Genomic DNA, 15449 nt, shown 5'->3' with positions numbered 1-15449 from the left:
GAATCCAAGAAGTCAGAGCGGGATGCGGGCGGAAAAGCGCACGCACTTTTCCTCACCCCGCTCCAGACCATCTACAGTATATGGTCCGGGCTGAAAATGCACTCGGCGAAGATTTTGTTGCAGTGCACCAAATTGGAGGGTCGCCATCAGACGGCTTCGCGCAGCCGCTCTGCCGTCTGTAGGTCTACCGAGACGAGCTGCGAGACCCCCTGCTCCGCCATCGTGACCCCGAACAGGCGGTTCATCCGGGCCATGGTGATCGGATTGTGGGTGATGATGACGAAGCGGGTCTCGGTGGAGGCCGCCATTTCGTCCATCAGGTTGCAGTAGCGCTCGACATTGTGGTCGTCGAGCGGCGCATCCACCTCGTCGAGAACGCAGATCGGGGCCGGATTGGTGAGGAAGACGGCAAAGATCAGCGCCATGGCAGTCAGCGCCTGCTCGCCGCCGGAAAGCAGCGTCATCGTCTGCGGCTTCTTGCCGGGCGGCCGGGCAAGGATTTCGAGCCCCGCTTCCAGCGGGTCGTCGCTTTCGATGAGCTGCAGTTCCGCCGTGCCGCCCCCGAAGAGATGGGTGAAAAGCCGCTGGAACTGCACATTGACCACGTCGAACGCGGCAATCAGCCGCTCTCGGCCCTCGCGGTTGAGGTTCTGGATGGCACTCCTCAACCTGCGGATCGCCTCGATGACGTCGTCGCGTTCCTTGAGCAGCGCCGCGAGCCGTTCCGAAAGCTCCTTCTGCTCCTCGTCTGCGCGCAGGTTGACGGCGCCGAGCCTCTCCCGCTCGATCTTCAGCCGCTCGAGTTCCCGTTCCACGCTGCGCATATCCGGCAGTCCTTCGTCGGAGCCGAGGCCGGTAAGGCGCATCACTTCATGGGGGGCGCAGGACAGTGCTTCGAGGATGCGCGCCTCTATCTCGACACGCCGCTCCCGCGCAGAAACGAGCCGCTCTTCGGCGCGGCCGCGCTTTTCGCGTACCTCTGCCAGTTCCGAGAGCGCGGTGGCGGCCTGGCGATCCGCTTCGCGCTGGTGGTTTTCCGCCTCGGCGAGTCTGTCGGCCGCCTCTCGGCGCGACGCCTCCGCCTTTTGCAGCTCGTTCATCAGCGCGCGGCGCTTGTCGTCGAACTCGTCAGGCGCATCGAGCAGTTCCTCGACCTCCTCGCGCGCCTCCGCCTCGCGCTCGCGAAGCGTCGCAATGTGATCTTCGGCGCTCGCCGCCCTCGCTGCCCAGGTCTCTCGCTCCCCGGCGATGGCCGCAAGCCGCCTGAGGCGCCCGTCGTTTTCGCGTGCGAGACCGTCATGTGCGGCGCGAGCTTCGGCCGCCGCCGCACGGTCGGTCGCGACTTCGGCCGTCCGATTGCTCAGCCGCAGGTCGAGCTCTGCAAGATCCGGCTGACCGGCAGAGGCTTCCCTGGCCGCCTCGATCTCTTCGGCGATCTCCTCGGCCTGCCCCTCGATCTGGAGCTTCGTCTCGGCAAGCACCGCGCGGCGCCGGGCAAGATCGCCGGAAGCCCGCTCGGCGGCTGCCAAGGCATCGCGCGCCTCGGAGAGCTGCCGGGTAAGCATGCGTTGCGCCTCGCGCGAAAGCCTCAGCCGCTCATCCTCGGCGCGGATGTGCGCGCCGGCAGCGGCAAGATGCGCCTCCGCCTTCAGCAAAGCCTCGCTCGCCTCCTCGGCTGCACCTTCCAGTTCGGAAAGGCGGTTCTTCTGGGCGAGCCTCAGGGCTGCAGCACTCGGCGCTTCCGAGCCGGTAACGTGGCCGTCCCATCGCCAGACGGCGCCTTGCCTCGTCACCAGCCGCTGGCCGGTCCTGAGGAGCGGCAGCAGTCGCTCCGCCTCCTCGTCGCTCTCGATGATCCCGATCTGCCGGAGCGCTCGTCTCAGCGCCTCCGGTGCCTGGACGAAATCGATCAAAGGGAGGGCGCCAGCCGGCAATGCGGGATCGTTCGCATCGTCGCCGGGCATGCGCCAGTGCGCCGGCGCCGCCTGTTCCAGGGGCGAATCGAGGTCGTCGCCAAGAGCCGCGCCGAGCGCCGCCTCGAAGCCGCGCTCGACTTTCATCTCCTCGACGACGGCCGGATAAGTGCTTCCGCCGGCCGCCTCCAGCATGCGCCGGATCGTTCGCGCTTCCGTCTCGATGCCGTTCAGCCGCGCCCGGGCCTCGTCGACGGGCGGGCGCGCGGCGGCTTCGTCGGCGCGCGCCTCGGCGAGTCTCTCTTCGACGGCGGCGACGGCGGCCTCGGCCTCCTCCAGCGCCGCCTCCGCAAGCTCCACCTGCCCTCTCTTCTCGTCCGGATCGGGGAGGCGCGCCATCTGACCGTCAAGCTCGTCGACTTCGCGCCCCTGATCCGCGAGCTGGCGTGCAAGTCGCGCCTGCCGCTCGGAGAGATCGCGCAGCGCTCTCTCGATCTGGTTGCGCGCGGCTTGCGCCTCGGCGCGCTCGGCCGTAATGCGGGCGAGACCGGCTTCGCTCGCCGCCAGCTTTTCATTGGCCTCGTCGAGCCTTTCACGCGCCTGAGCGCCGCGATCATCCGCCTCGGCCAACGCGTCTCGCAGATCTTCCTCCTCCTGATCGAGGCGGGCGAGAATGCCGGCATTGTCGGCGACCAGCCGCTCTTCGCGGGCAATGTCCTCCGCAAGTTGCGCCAGTCGCCGCTGCAATTCCTCACGGCGGCGCAGGATCCGGCCGGCATCCTCCTCGAGCTGCGCGCGAGCGATCTGCAGGCGCTGCAGCCCGGCAGCGAACTTCGCCTCGTTTTCACGCAGTTCCGGCAGCTTGAGGCTCGCGATCGCCTGAGCCTTGGCGGCTTCCATCTGCGCCTGCGCCTTCTCGGCGACGAGGGCAGTGATCTGGTTCAGCTGGCTGGTCGCCTCGGCCTCCGCTTCCTTGGCCTGCACCCAGCGGGTATGGAACAGGATCGCCTCGTGCCGGCGGATTTCCGCCGACAGCATCTTGAACCGGTTGGCCTGGCGCGCCTGGCGCTTGAGGCTCTCGATCTGGCTTTCGAGCTGCGAGGTGACGTCGTCGAGGCGCTCGAGATTGGTTTCGGCCGCCTTCAGCCTGAGTTCCGCCTCATGCCGGCGCGAATGGAGACCGGAAATGCCGGCCGCCTCCTCGAGCAGCTGCCGGCGCGCCTGCGGCTTGGCGGCGATCAGCTCGCCGATGCGGCCCTGGCCCACCATCGAGGGCGAGCGCGCGCCGGTGGACGCATCGGCAAACAGCAACTGCACGTCCTTGGCGCGCGCCTCCTTGCCATTGATGCGGTAGACCGAGCCCTGCTCGCGCTCGATACGGCGCGTCACCTGTATCTCGTCGCTGTCGTTGAAGGCTGCGGGTGCGGTGCGGTCGCTATTGTCCAGGTAAAGGCCGACTTCGGCCGTGTTGCGCGCCGGGCGGTTGCCGGATCCGGAAAAGATCACGTCGTCCATGCCGGAGGCACGCATGTTCTTGTAGGAGTTCTCGCCCATCACCCAGCGGAGAGCCTCGACGAGGTTGGACTTGCCGCAGCCGTTCGGTCCGACGACCCCGGTCAGGCCGCGCTCGATGACGAATTCCGTCGGTTCGACAAAGGACTTGAAGCCGAGCAGGCGCAGCCGGGTGAATTTCATGACGGACACGCTGGGGTGGACGGCGGCGCATACCCCCCTCTGCCCTGCCGGTAACCGGCGATCGGAACTTGCCGGCGAAAACCAAGCCCCATCAGCCGATGCGCACGCAGTTCATTCCAGAGCTTGGTTTCCGCCTCCGTCATGGCATTGCGCATGCGGCGGGCGTTGCCGCGAACTTCCGGCGATACGTCAGCGTGAGGCATGGCGAAGCCCCACCGACCGGAGACAAAAAACGGGCGCACGGCTGCCGCCGTCGCCCGTCGGAATTGAAAGCGAAGGATCAGAGCTTGCTGTCGATGAGGGCCGACATAACGTCAACCGACATGTCCCCCGAATAGTGCTCACCGTTGACGAAGAAGGTCGGCGTCGACTTGACCCCGAATTCCTTGGCGCCCCTCTGCATGACTGCATTCACATCATCCAGAAGTTTCTGGTTCGTCAAGCAGGCCTCGAAGCTCTCCTGTGTAAAACCGGCGAGTTTCGACAATTGCAGGAGTGCATCGCGGCCGTTCTGCGCAGCCGCCCACTGCTCCTGCTGCTTGAACAGCATGGAAACCATCGGGAAATACTGCCCCTCCGGCGCACAGCGCGCCAGCATGAAGGCGGCTGCCGCGCGCGGGTCGAAGGGGAATTCGCGAACGATGAAGCGTACCTTGCCGCTGTCGATATACTTCGTCTTGATCGCGTCGAATGTATCGTTGTGGAAATTGGCGCAATGCGGGCAGGTCATCGACATGTATTCGACGATGGTGACCGGCGCATTGGCTTCTCCGAGCGCCATTTCCGGCAGCGCTCCGGGCTCCAGGAGCTTCGCCATGTCGACGCTGCCCTCCGACTTCGGCAACTCGACCTTGGCGGCAGGGGTTGTGGCCTGCGCCACTTCGGTCGCCGGCTTCGCCTCGCTCGCGGCGGCAGGCGCCTGAGACGTCGAGGCGGTGGTCGTCGCATCGGTGCTCGCCGTGGTCTCGGCGGGCGTCGTTGAAGCCGCCTCCTTCTTTTCATCGCTGCAGGCTGCGAGCGCCAGAGCGAGCGCTGCAACGGCGACGCCGCTCAGCAGGCGTTTCGGAAGGCTTGTTTGGGAAGCGGACATGGACAGGACCCGTGTTCTACTCGAGGGAAATTGAAGCGTGATTTCGATAACTTGCCACGTGCGGGGCGACAAGAGGGGGTGTTTCGACAGCGTTCAAACAATCGTGACCGTCATCGCCGCGGCGTCGACAGAACGGCAGTGCCGAGCCGCTTCAGCGCCGCCTTCAACGCGTCGCTTTCGACGCCTTCCACCATGGTTTCGAGCCGCCGGGCAGCCTCGCCGACAAGGGGCAGCGGGCGGCTGTAGCGCTTGGGCGGCGGTGCGACCGGCTTCTGGACGATGCGCAACTGGCCGATTGCGTGGAAACCGAAGAAGCCGTTGATGCGCTGGATCAGCTCGCCCTGGGCATGGGTCAGGAAAAGCGCCCGGGCGCCTTCGCACGCGACCGTCAGCACACCCGGCTGGTATCCGCCTTCGCCGGCGATCTCGGAAGCGCGGCGCGGCCAGGCAATTCTTTCCGGCCGGGTGCAATCGGCGAACTCCGCGCCCGCGATTTCGTCCCACGACCCGAGCAGCATCGTGTTGATGCCGGCACGCTTCGCCAGCACCGGATCGATCAGGCCGTTGGCAACTTCGCTGATCTGAACGACGCCCTTGCGGGCCTTTCTCTCACTCACGGAACGACTTTCTGTTTGCAATTTCGATCGAACCTTGCGGCTCGAGCCGGCATCGGCCAAGTATAGGCCGCAAAAGGATCTCCCTGCAAATGATGCGCGATCTTCCACAGGCGGCGAGCGCCGCACTTCTTCTCGAATGGTACGATCGCCACCACCGCGACCTTCCATGGCGGGTCTCGCCGGCAGCGGCGCGGAAAGGTGCGGTTGCCGACCCCTATCGCGTCTGGCTGTCGGAGGTGATGCTTCAGCAGACGACGGTCCAGGCAGTCAAAGCCTATTTCGAGAAATTCCTCACCCTGTGGCCGACGGTCGGCGACCTTGCCGCTGCGGACACCGAGGATGTGATGAAGGCCTGGGCCGGCCTCGGCTACTACGCCCGCGCGCGAAACCTGAAGAAATGTGCCGAAGCGGTCGCCCGCGATCACGGCAGCCGTTTTCCCGATAGCGAAGAGGGGCTGAAAGCGCTGCCGGGCATCGGCGACTACACCGCCGCAGCCATCGCCGCGATCGCCTTCAACCGGGCAAGTGCCGTTCTCGACGGAAATGTGGAGCGCGTGATCTCGCGCCTCCATGCCGTCGAGACGCCGCTGCCCGCGGCCAAGCCCGAAATGCGGGCCCTCGTCCACGCGCTGACCCCGGCCGATCGGCCGGGCGATTTCGCGCAGGCGATGATGGATCTCGGCGCGACGATCTGCACGCCGAAACGGCCTGCCTGTGCCCTCTGTCCCTTTCGCGCGGATTGCCGGGCCCTGAAAACAGCCGACCCGGAGACATTTCCGCGCAAGGCAGCCAAGAAGGAGAAGCCGCTGCGCCGGGGTGCGGCCTTCGTCGCCGTCGACGGCTTCGAGGCGGTCTATCTTCGCAAGCGCCTCGAAACGGGCCTCCTCGGCGGCATGACAGAAGTGCCCGGCACGGACTGGACGGCGCGCCGCGACGGCGACACCTCGATTGACGCTCATCCCTTCCCGGCAGCGTGGGAGCCGTGCGGGACCGTCAACCACGTCTTCACGCATTTCGAGTTGCACCTTTCCGTCTTTCGGGCCAGGGTCTGGCGCGCCAATGTCGGAGAGGCGCGGACCGGCACGAGCGGATGGTGGGAGCCGCTCGCCTCGCTCAAGGCGCAGGCGCTTCCGACTGTCATGAAAAAGGCAATCGCCAAGGCTATACCGCATGCGTTCGAAGCGGGCTAAATGCAAGGCGAGCGCTTTGCGGCCGCTCCGGCCCAATTTCCGTCGCAAGCCAAGGATCGGCAGGAATACCAATGAGCAGCATCGACATCCGCCACATCGTTTTCGACATCGGCAAAGTGCTGATCCATTACGATCCGAACCTTCCCTATTCCCGCCTCATACCGGACGAGGCGGAACGCAACTGGTTTTTCGCCAATGTCTGCACGTCAGACTGGAACATAGAGCAGGATCGCGGCCGCTCCTGGGAAGAGGCGGAGGCACTCCTCATCCGCAATCATCCCGAACGGGAAGATCACATCCGCGCCTTTCGCCGGCACTGGCATGAAATGGTGCCGCACGCCTATGTGGGGACGGTCGCCATCATGGAAAGCCTGATCGCCGACGGCTGGGACGTCACGATGCTGACCAATTTCGCCTCCGACACCTTCCGGGAGGCGCAGAAGCTTTATCCCTTCCTGACCCTGCCGCGCGGGGTTACGGTCTCCGGCGACGTGCGGCTCATCAAGCCCGATCTCGCCATCTACCGGACCCACGCGAAGACCTTCGATCTCGATCCGGGCGCGACGCTCTTCATCGACGACAGCGCCGCCAATGTCGAAGGCGCGCAAGCGGCCGGCTGGCACGCGGTTCAGTTCACCGGCGCAGAAAGGCTGAAGGCCGATCTGGCGGCCTACGGTATCCAGCCTTCCGGGGCGGCACCCGCGCTGACAGCGGCCGCCGTGCCGTAATCGGCCGACGCCAGAATTGATACAAACGCCCGGAATCCTCTTCGGATTCCGGGCGTTTAAAGCGCTCATCCGGGACTGAAGGTACAAAAACCGGAGGGGGGCGCTTATCGAAGACCCAGGCGGAACTGGTTGATCAGTTCAGTTTTGCCAGGTCGTTTCGAATGACGGATCTGAGCGCGTCGATCGGTTTCAACACGCTTCCCTCCTCGAAGTGCCAGAAGGTCCAGCCGTTGCAGGCGTCGAGGCCCTGCACTTTCGCGCCGAGGCGATGAATGGATCCGGCCTCGCCGCCGGACGCAAGCGTGCCGTCGGCGCGAACGATCGCGCTGTAGCGGCGCTTCGCATCCGTCAGAACCGTGCCGGGCTTGATGAGCCCGCTTTCCACCAGAGTGTTGAAGGCGACGCGCGGCTCCGCCTTCTTGCCGGTCATGACCGAGAGCGTGGCCTTGCCGAGCGGCTCCACGGCCGCGATACGTTCGGCGGCGGCGTCGATATAGTCCTGCTCGCGCTCGATGCCGACGAAGTGCCGGCCGAGGCGCTTGGCGACCGCCCCGGTGGTGCCGGAGCCGAAGAACGGGTCGAGCACGACGTCGCCGGGCTTGGTCGAGGCCATCAGAATGCGGGCAAGCAGCGCTTCCGGCTTTTGTGTCGGGTGTACCTTCTTACCGTCGTCTCCCTTCAGCCGCTCGGAACCGGAGCAGATGGGGAACAGCCAGTCGGAGCGCATCTGAACGTCGTCGTTCGCCGCCTTCATCGCTTCGTAGTTGAAGGTATACCCCTTGGCTTTGGCGTTCGGCGTCGCCCAGATCAGCGTTTCATGCGCGTTCTGGAAGCGGCGGCCCTTGAAGTTCGGCATCGGATTGGTCTTGCGCCAGATGATATCGTTCAAGACCCAGAAGTGCAGGTCCTGAAGGATCGCGCCGACCCGGAAGATATTGTGGTAGGAGCCGATGACCCAGAGCGTGCCGGTGGGCTTCAGGACACGCCGGCAGGCAAGCAGCCAGGCGCGGGTGAAAGCGTCATAGGCTTCGAAGGAGGCAAACTGGTCCCAATCGTCGTCCACTGCATCGACCAGCGACTGGTCGGGCCGGTGCAACGTGCCGCCGAGCTGAAGATTATAGGGCGGGTCGGCGAAGACGACATCGACCGAATGATCGGGAAGCGCGTTCAGCGCGGCCACGCAATCTCCCTTGATGATGCTGTCCAGCCAGTTCAACGGACGGGCGGCACGGGAGATTTCGGCAAGCGAAACAACTGATGACATTGGCAACTCGCAAATACGCTTACTCGGACTGACGATAGGCTTATGGTTACCGAAGATGGTTACCAAAGCCTGAAGGCGCCGGAAAAATCTGCGTCGCTGCAGGGGCCGTCGTCCAGGCGGCGCCGTCCGGGACTTGCCGGCCCGCGATACTTCGACTACCATCGAAGTATGAAGGAAGGTCCGGACATAGCTCTTATTGGCTCGTTGATCGGCGATCCTGCACGCGCGAACATGCTGACCGCTCTGATGGGCGGCCAGGCGCTGACGCCGACGGAGCTCGCAGCCCAGGCCGGCATCACGCTGCAGACCGCCAGTTCGCACCTCGCCAAGCTGGAGGCGGGCGGCTTGCTGACACAGCGCAAGCAGGGCCGGCACCGCTATTACGCGCTGAGCGAGGACGAGGTCGGCCTCATGCTCGAAAGCCTCATGGGTTTTGCCGCCGGGCGCGGCCTGACGCGCTCGCGGCCCGGACCGAAGGACCCGGCACTGCGCAAGGCACGCGTCTGCTACAACCATCTTGCCGGCGATTACGGCGTGCGCATGCTGGACAGCCTGATCGCCGCCCGGCAGATCGAAATGACGGGCGACGACGATCTGGCCCTGACCGATGCCGGGCGTGTCCGCATCGAGTCGCTCGGGATCGACTACGCCGCGCTCAGGAAATCCCGGCGGCCGATCTGCCGCACCTGCCTCGACTGGAGCGAGCGGCGGTCGCATCTCGCCGGCTCGCTCGGGGAAGCGTTGCTGACGCTCTTCATCGACAAGGGCTGGGCGAAACGGGAGCAGAGCAGCCGTGCAGTTCGCTTTACGGCGCCAGGCGAGAAGTCCTTTCTGGAGCTCTTCCCGCGGTGATCACGACGTTTTGCACCGTCGGCTGCAGCGATTGTGAGTTGAATCGGCCACAATCGCCGGTTCTCCATCTCCTGCCCAGGTTGAGCTTTGATCCGCCATCGTATAAAGCTGCGAACACCGTTTCCCGCGCCGCTTTTCAGCTCCTCCCCTGCCGGCGGCGCCTTTCTCCCAAGGAACCGATTTATGACCGGTATCGACCTCATCATCTTCGACTGCGACGGCGTGCTCGTCGACTCGGAAATCATCGCTTCGGAAGTCGAGGCCGGACTGCTGACGGAAGCGGGCTATCCGATCAGCATCGAGGAAATGTCCGAACGCTTTTCCGGCATGACCTGGCGCGACACGCTGCTGGCGGTCGAGAAGGAAGCAAGCATTCCGCTCTCCGCCTCGCTGATCGACAAGGTCGATGCCATTCTCGACATGCGGCTTGCCCGCGACGTCAAGATCATCGAAGGCGTGCGGCCGGCACTCATGCAACTGACGCTTCCGCATTGCATCTGCTCCAACTCCACTTCCAAACGGCTTGCGATGATGCTCGGCAAAGTCGGAATCAAGGATCATTTCGGCAAGCACATCTATTCCGCGCGCGATCTCGGGCCGGATCGCGTCAAGCCGAAGCCGGACATCTTCCTGCATGGGGCCGCCCAGTTCGGCGTCGATCCGGCACGCGTTCTTGTCATCGAAGACTCGGTTCACGGCATTCATGGCGCCCGCGCGGCGGGCATGCGCGTCGTCGGTTTTACCGGCGGTTCGCATACGTTCGCAGCCCATGCGGACAAGCTGACGGAAGCCGGTGCCGAAACGGTCATCTCGCGAATGGCGGCGCTTCCCGGAGTAATCGCCGCGCTCGCGGAATGGTCGGAGTCCATGACGGCTTAGGGGGGACTGCTTAGGGGGACGGCTTAGGGCGGGCGAAGACTCCATGCCGCATTGAAGCCGCATGGACTTCCTCCGAGAATCGGCCGATTTTCAGACTGCGCGCGGGCATATCAAGCAAACCCCCAGAAGGGGGAATTTTCCAAGGAGGAAACACAATGCGTCTTTCACGATTGACCGGAATGGCCCTGGCGGCCAGCGTCGCGTTTGCGCCGCTCGCCCATGCCGACATCACCATCGGAGTCATCACGCCGCTCACCGGTCCCGTTGCGGCCTTCGGCGAGCAGGTCAAGAACGGCGCCGAAGCGGCGGTCGAAGCGATCAACAGCGCCGGCGGCGTCAATGGCGAGAAACTTGTCGTCAAGATCGTCGACGACGCGGGCGAACCCAAGCAGGCCGTCTCGGTCGCCAACCAGCTGGCGGGCGAAGGCATAAAATACGTGGTCGGACCGGTGCTTTCCGGCACCTCGATGCCGGCATCCGACGTGCTGGCGGAAAACGGTATCCTGATGGTCACGCCGACGGCAACGACCCCGGACCTGACCACCCGCGGCCTGTGGAACGTTCTGCGCACCTGCGGACGCGACGATCAGCAGGCCGTCGTCGCCGCCGACTACGTCGTCAAGAACTTCAAGGACAAGCGCGTCGCGGTCCTTCACGACAAGGGAGCCTATGGCAAGGGTCTTGCCGACGGCTTCAAGGCTGCGATCAACGCAGGCGGCATCACCGAGGTGGTCTATGAGGGCCTGACGCCCGGCGAGAAGGACTTCGGGGCGATCGTCACCCGCCTCAAGTCCGAGAACGTCGACGTCGTCTATTTCGGCGGCTATCACGCGGAGGGCGGGCTGCTCGCTCGCCAGATGCATGACCAGGGCGTGAAGGCGCAGCTCCTCGGCGGCGACGGTCTTTCCAACACCGAGTTCTGGGCAATCGGCGGCGAAGCCGCATCGGGCACCGTCTACACCAATGCCAGCGACGCCACCCGCAACCCCGCCGCCGCCCCGGTGATCGAGGCCCTCAAGGCCAAGAACATCCCCGCGGAAGCCTTCACGCTCAACGCCTATGCCGCCGTGCAGGTTCTCAAGGCGGGCATCGAGAAGGCGGGCTCGCCCGACGACGCGACTGCCGTTGCCACCGCCATCAAATCCGGCGACGCGATCGACACGGTCATCGGCAAGCTGACCTACGGCGAAAGCGGCGATCTCACCTCGCCAAGCTTCTCGCTTTACAAGTGGGAAGGCGGCCAGAGCGTCGCGGTCGAGTAAGCGGCCGCTGAACGAGAAATACGAACGCCGGGTCACTGTGAACTGACCCGGCGTTTTTTTGAGGAATGGGCTGAGTTCTGCGGGATTTGCCCCTCATCCGGCCTGCCGGCCACCTTCTCCCCGCAAGCGGGGCGAAGGGAATGCGCGGCTGCCCTTGTTCTCGTCCCCTCGCCCCGCTTGCGGGGAGAGGGTTAGGGCGAGGGGCAAGCCTACCCTCGAACCGCCCCGTTACTTGGTCCTGTACGGCCCTTCGTCAAATCCTACGAAGACCTTCGCTTCGGCGCCGGCGCCGGCAGGAAGCGTCACATCGGCCTTGGTGAAAACGAACTGGGTGGTGGCGCTGCCCGCCGGCACTTCGACCGGATATTGAGTGAGCTCCGAATAAAGCGTCTTCTCGCCATCCGTGGCGGCGACGCGGATCGGCAGCGTCACCCTGCCCGGCCCGCCGGCGGGACCGGCGACCACGCGACCCTGCACCACGACCGTCATCGTCAGCTTGTCCGGGCTCTGCACGCATTGGCGCGTCGTATCGGCAAGCGAGGCCTGATAGACAATCTTGCTCGGATCGTCCTTGGCACCCTTTGCATAGGTGCGGTAGGAGGAGGTACCGTCGCGGAGGCTGATCGGCGGGCAGGCCGCCTGGATCACCGCAGGCGTCGGCGCCGTCGCGCTTCCGCCGGCGTCGATGGCGCCGCCCGATTGCGTCTTGTTACAGCCGGCAGCGGCCAAAAGAAGGGATACTGCGAGAACACGGCGAAATACTTTGCCAGACACGTTGCACAACCTCTACTGAACGGACGAACTCCCAAACCGCGATGATTTCGGCTTATAACAAAGCCAAACTCGCCGCGGCCGGCTTCAACGGGCGAGAGCTCGAGACCGCCTCGGGTCAACTCGAGCTCAGGGCCGAAAACGGCTGGAGGCCTTTCTTGACCTTCGGGCATCGTCTATATCAGCGGCGAAATCAAAAATCGACCGGTCCACGCTCCCCAACCGAAATTTCCGAAACCGACGTGAAATTGCCACGGTGACAAGAATGGCCGCGCGATTTGCCAGGGACTGACGCAAAAGCGCCTGCAGCGCCGCGCGTCTCATTCAGACGCGCAAACGACGAAGGAAGACGATGGTGAAGTATATTTCAACACGGGGAGAAGCGGCCTCTCTCGGTTTTTGCGATGCTCTTCTGGCGGGACTTGCCCGCGACGGCGGACTTTACCTGCCGAAGGAATGGCCGGCGCTCTCGAAAAAAGAGATCCGGGCGCTGCGCGGCAAATCCTATCAGGAGATCGCCTTCACCGTTCTCGAACCCTTCACCAATGGCGAAATCCCGGCGGCCAAGTTCCGCGAGATGATCGACGAGGCCTACGCCACTTTCCGTCATCCGGCCGTAGCACCCCTCGTCCAGACCGGACCGAACGCTTTCGTGATGGAGCTCTTTCACGGTTCGACGCTCGCCTTCAAGGACGTCGCCATGCAGTTGCTCGCCCGGCTGATGGACTATGTCCTTGCCGAACGGGGTGAGCGGGCGACGATCGTGGGAGCGACTTCCGGCGATACCGGCGGCGCCGCGATCGACGCCTTCGCCGGCCGCGATCGCACCGATATCTTCATCCTCTTTCCGCAGGGCAAAGTGTCGCCCGTGCAGCAAAGACAGATGACCACGTCCACGGCATCGAACGTGCACGCGGTCGCCGTGAAGGGCAATTTCGACGATTGCCAGAACCTGGTCAAAGCCATGTTCAACGACCAGGCCTTCCGCGACCGCGTGAAGCTTTCCGGCGTCAATTCGATCAACTGGGCGCGTATCATGGCTCAGATCGTCTACTACTTTACGACGGCGGTCGCTCTCGGCGCGCCCGACCGGAAGATCTCCTTCACCGTGCCGACCGGCAATTTCGGCGATATTTTCGCAGGCTACGTCGCCAAGCGCATGGGTCTGCCGATCGACAAGCTGATCATCGCCACCAACGAAAACGACATTCTGGCGCGCACCCTGAAGAACGGCCGCTACGAGATGCGCGACGTCAAGGCGACGACCTCGCCTTCGATGGACATCCAGATCTCGTCGAACTTCGAAAGGCTCATCTTCGAGGCGAACGAGCGCGATCCGGCGGAAGTCCGCGCAGCCATGGCGAGCCTCAGGCAATCCGGCTCGTTCACGCTCGGCGACGCAGCGCTGAAAAAAATCCGCAAGGAATTTCGCGCGGGCCGCGCCTCGGAGAAAGATGTGGCGAAGACGATCCGCAAGACCTTCGACGAAACCGGCTATCTCCTTGATCCGCATACGGCAATCGGCGTTTTCGTGGCAGCCAAGCACGAGAAGAACTCCGCCCCGATGGTCACCCTTGCGACTGCCCATCCGGCAAAATTCCCCGCCGCAGTAAAATCGGCAAGTGGTATTGACCCCGCGCTTCCGACGTGGCTTGCTGATCTCATGACTAGGGCGGAGCGTTTCGACATCCTGGATCCGGAGCTCAAGAGCGTCGAAACCTTCATCGGCGAGCGTACCCGCGTTCGGGAATAGAGCGAAAGATCACGGATGATGAAAGTTGAGTGCACCCGGCTCCCTTCCGGGCTGACGGTGGTTACCGAGCGAATGCCGCATCTGGAAAGCGTGGCGCTCGGAGTCTGGATCAAGTCCGGTTCGCGCAACGAAACCGTGAATGAACACGGAATTGCGCATCTCCTGGAGCACATGGCTTTCAAGGGCACGAGGCGGCGCAGCGCCCGCCAGATCGCCGAGGAAATCGAGAATGTGGGCGGCGAGGTCAACGCCGCAACTTCGACGGAAACGACTTCCTACTATGCCCGCGTGCTCAAGGACCATCTGCCGCTGGCGGTCGATATCCTCGCCGACATTCTGACGGAATCGACCTTCGAGGCGGACGAGCTCCGTCGCGAGAAGCAGGTCATCCTGCAGGAGATCGGCGCGGCGGACGACACGCCGGACGACGTCGTCTTCGATCGCTTTGCCGAGACCGCCTATCGCGGCCAGACGGTCGGCAGGCCGATTCTCGGCACGCCGGAAACGGTGATGTCCTTCAGCGCGGATCAGATCCGGCAGTATCTCGGCCGCAACTATACGACCGACCGCACCTTCATCGTTGCCGCCGGCGCCGTGGATCACGACACCATCGTGCGCCAGGTGGAGGAGCGTTTCGCCTCCCTGCCCGCCGAACCCGTTTGCGCTCCCGTCATCGAGACCGCGCGCTACACCGGCGGCGACAGCCGCGAGAGCCGCGACCTGATGGACGCGCAGGTTCTGCTCGGCTTCGAAGGCAAGGCCTATCACGCGCGTGATTTCTATTGTTCGCAGATCCTTGCCAACATCCTCGGCGGAGGCATGTCTTCCCGCCTGTTCCAGGAAGTGCGCGAACATAGAGGCCTCTGTTATTCGGTCTACGCCTTCCATTGGGGCTTTTCCGATACCGGCATCTTCGGCGTGCATGCGGCAACGGGCGGAGAAAACCTGCCGGAATTGATGCCGGTGATCGTCGATGAATTGCGCAAGTCGTCCTTGAGCATCGATCAGCAGGAGATCGAGCGTGCCCGCGCACAGATCCGGGCGCAATTGCTGATGGGCCAGGAAAGCCCGGCCGCGCGTGCGGGACAAATCGCACGGCAGATGATGCTGTACGGCCGGCCCATTCCTAATGAGGAACTGATGGAACGCCTGTCGGGCATCACCATCGAGCGCCTGACCGACCTGGCCGGCCGCCTGTTCTTCGACACGGTTCCGACGTTGTCGGCCATCGGGCCGCTCGGGCAGCTCGCTCCCCTGAACGACATATTGGCCTCGCTGACCGCTAAGGCGGACGCTATCCATGCTGCGGCGAGCTGACCGGTCGTTGCCGGTCGCATGCCTTCCTTCAACGTCCTCGTTTTCCTTGTACAATTCTTAAAATCGGATTCGATTTGGGCGTAAACTTGTGCAACGTTTCGCATTGAGACAGTGCCCT

Annotated in this window: 12 protein-coding genes and 1 pseudogene; 7 read left to right on the top strand and 6 right to left on the bottom strand. The window is 64.1% G+C overall.

Features of this window, described 5'->3' with window-relative positions; all coding sequences use genetic code 11:
- Positions 1-146: 146 nt before the first annotated feature.
- The 4 genes and pseudogenes from CN933_RS07915 to CN933_RS07900 all read right to left on the bottom strand — a co-directional run bounded on the left by CN933_RS07915 (position 147) and on the right by CN933_RS07900 (position 5315).
- Positions 147-3608, bottom strand: coding sequence for a chromosome segregation SMC family protein (locus CN933_RS07915; protein WP_018094470.1), 3462 nt, complete (start codon positions 3606-3608; stop codon positions 147-149).
- Between the two features lie 50 nt (positions 3609-3658).
- A pseudogene (locus CN933_RS07910) lies at positions 3659-3811 on the bottom strand (DUF559 domain-containing protein); the annotation flags it as partial.
- A 77-nt stretch (positions 3812-3888) separates the two neighbouring features.
- A complete protein-coding gene (locus CN933_RS07905) occupies positions 3889-4698 on the bottom strand; it encodes a DsbA family protein (RefSeq protein ID WP_018094469.1) in 810 nt (269 codons plus the stop codon).
- Between the two features lie 110 nt (positions 4699-4808).
- Entirely contained in the window at positions 4809-5315 is a 507-nt protein-coding gene (locus CN933_RS07900; protein ID WP_026168555.1) for a DUF721 domain-containing protein, read from the bottom strand.
- A gap of 89 nt (positions 5316-5404) precedes the next feature.
- Here CN933_RS07900 and mutY point away from each other — a divergent pair, with 89 nt between their 5' ends.
- Together mutY and CN933_RS07890 are read left to right on the top strand one after the other, a co-directional pair.
- Positions 5405-6505, top strand: coding sequence for an A/G-specific adenine glycosylase (gene mutY, locus CN933_RS07895; RefSeq protein WP_102761395.1), 1101 nt, complete (start codon positions 5405-5407; stop codon positions 6503-6505).
- Between the two features lie 71 nt (positions 6506-6576).
- A complete protein-coding gene (locus CN933_RS07890) occupies positions 6577-7233 on the top strand; it encodes an HAD family hydrolase (protein WP_018094466.1) in 657 nt (218 codons plus the stop codon).
- A gap of 133 nt (positions 7234-7366) precedes the next feature.
- Here CN933_RS07890 and CN933_RS07885 read toward each other — a convergent pair whose 3' ends face one another.
- On the bottom strand, positions 7367-8497 hold the full coding sequence (locus tag CN933_RS07885) for a site-specific DNA-methyltransferase (protein ID WP_018094465.1): 1131 nt from the start codon (positions 8495-8497) through the stop codon (positions 7367-7369).
- Between the two features lie 168 nt (positions 8498-8665).
- Between CN933_RS07885 and CN933_RS07880 the strand changes: the two genes are divergently transcribed.
- From CN933_RS07880 to CN933_RS07870, 3 genes are all read left to right on the top strand, one after another.
- Positions 8666-9349 (top strand): ArsR/SmtB family transcription factor, encoded by a 684-nt coding sequence (locus tag CN933_RS07880; RefSeq protein WP_026168554.1) that lies wholly within the window; start codon positions 8666-8668, stop codon positions 9347-9349.
- A 183-nt stretch (positions 9350-9532) separates the two neighbouring features.
- The gene (locus CN933_RS07875; protein WP_100674567.1) at positions 9533-10228 is read left to right on the top strand and encodes an HAD family hydrolase; all 696 of its coding nucleotides are present in this window, start codon (positions 9533-9535) and stop codon (positions 10226-10228) included.
- Between the two features lie 155 nt (positions 10229-10383).
- On the top strand, positions 10384-11490 hold the full coding sequence (locus CN933_RS07870) for a branched-chain amino acid ABC transporter substrate-binding protein (protein WP_018094462.1): 1107 nt from the start codon (positions 10384-10386) through the stop codon (positions 11488-11490).
- A gap of 228 nt (positions 11491-11718) precedes the next feature.
- Here the strand turns inward: CN933_RS07870 and CN933_RS07865 are convergent, their stop codons facing one another.
- Positions 11719-12264, bottom strand: a complete 546-nt coding sequence (locus tag CN933_RS07865) for a hypothetical protein (protein WP_026168553.1) — start codon at positions 12262-12264, stop codon at positions 11719-11721.
- A gap of 349 nt (positions 12265-12613) precedes the next feature.
- On the opposite strand from CN933_RS07865, the gene thrC reads away from it, so the two are divergent.
- Together thrC and CN933_RS07850 are read left to right on the top strand one after the other, a co-directional pair.
- On the top strand, positions 12614-14014 hold the full coding sequence (thrC, locus tag CN933_RS07855) for a threonine synthase (protein WP_018094459.1): 1401 nt from the start codon (positions 12614-12616) through the stop codon (positions 14012-14014).
- Positions 14015-14029: 15 nt separating this feature from the next.
- Complete coding sequence (locus CN933_RS07850) at positions 14030-15331, top strand: M16 family metallopeptidase (RefSeq protein WP_018094458.1); 1302 nt, start codon at positions 14030-14032, stop codon at positions 15329-15331.
- Positions 15332-15449 lie beyond the last annotated feature (118 nt).

This window comes from Sinorhizobium sp. M4_45, from assembly GCF_002885915.1.
In the GTDB taxonomy this organism is placed as follows: Bacteria; Pseudomonadota; Alphaproteobacteria; order Rhizobiales; family Rhizobiaceae; genus Sinorhizobium; species Sinorhizobium meliloti_A.
The sequence above is the reverse complement of the archived record's forward strand: the minus strand, read 5'-3'. Positions and strand labels throughout refer to the sequence as shown.

What these genes read in the sequence shown, in the direction of transcription:
- CN933_RS07915 (WP_018094470.1), bottom strand. Translation starts at nt 3,608, where the DNA reads ATGAAATTCACCCGGCTGCGCCTGCTCGGCTTCAAGTCCTTTGTCGAA.
- CN933_RS07905 (WP_018094469.1), bottom strand. Translation starts at nt 4,698, where the DNA reads ATGTCCGCTTCCCAAACAAGCCTTCCGAAACGCCTGCTGAGCGGCGTC.
- mutY (WP_102761395.1), top strand. Translation starts at nt 5,405, where the DNA reads ATGATGCGCGATCTTCCACAGGCGGCGAGCGCCGCACTTCTTCTCGAA.
- CN933_RS07890 (WP_018094466.1), top strand. Translation starts at nt 6,577, where the DNA reads ATGAGCAGCATCGACATCCGCCACATCGTTTTCGACATCGGCAAAGTG.
- CN933_RS07885 (WP_018094465.1), bottom strand. Translation starts at nt 8,497, where the DNA reads ATGTCATCAGTTGTTTCGCTTGCCGAAATCTCCCGTGCCGCCCGTCCG.
- CN933_RS07880 (WP_026168554.1), top strand. Translation starts at nt 8,666, where the DNA reads ATGAAGGAAGGTCCGGACATAGCTCTTATTGGCTCGTTGATCGGCGAT.
- CN933_RS07875 (WP_100674567.1), top strand. Translation starts at nt 9,533, where the DNA reads ATGACCGGTATCGACCTCATCATCTTCGACTGCGACGGCGTGCTCGTC.
- CN933_RS07870 (WP_018094462.1), top strand. Translation starts at nt 10,384, where the DNA reads ATGCGTCTTTCACGATTGACCGGAATGGCCCTGGCGGCCAGCGTCGCG.
- thrC (WP_018094459.1), top strand. Translation starts at nt 12,614, where the DNA reads ATGGTGAAGTATATTTCAACACGGGGAGAAGCGGCCTCTCTCGGTTTT.
- CN933_RS07850 (WP_018094458.1), top strand. Translation starts at nt 14,030, where the DNA reads ATGATGAAAGTTGAGTGCACCCGGCTCCCTTCCGGGCTGACGGTGGTT.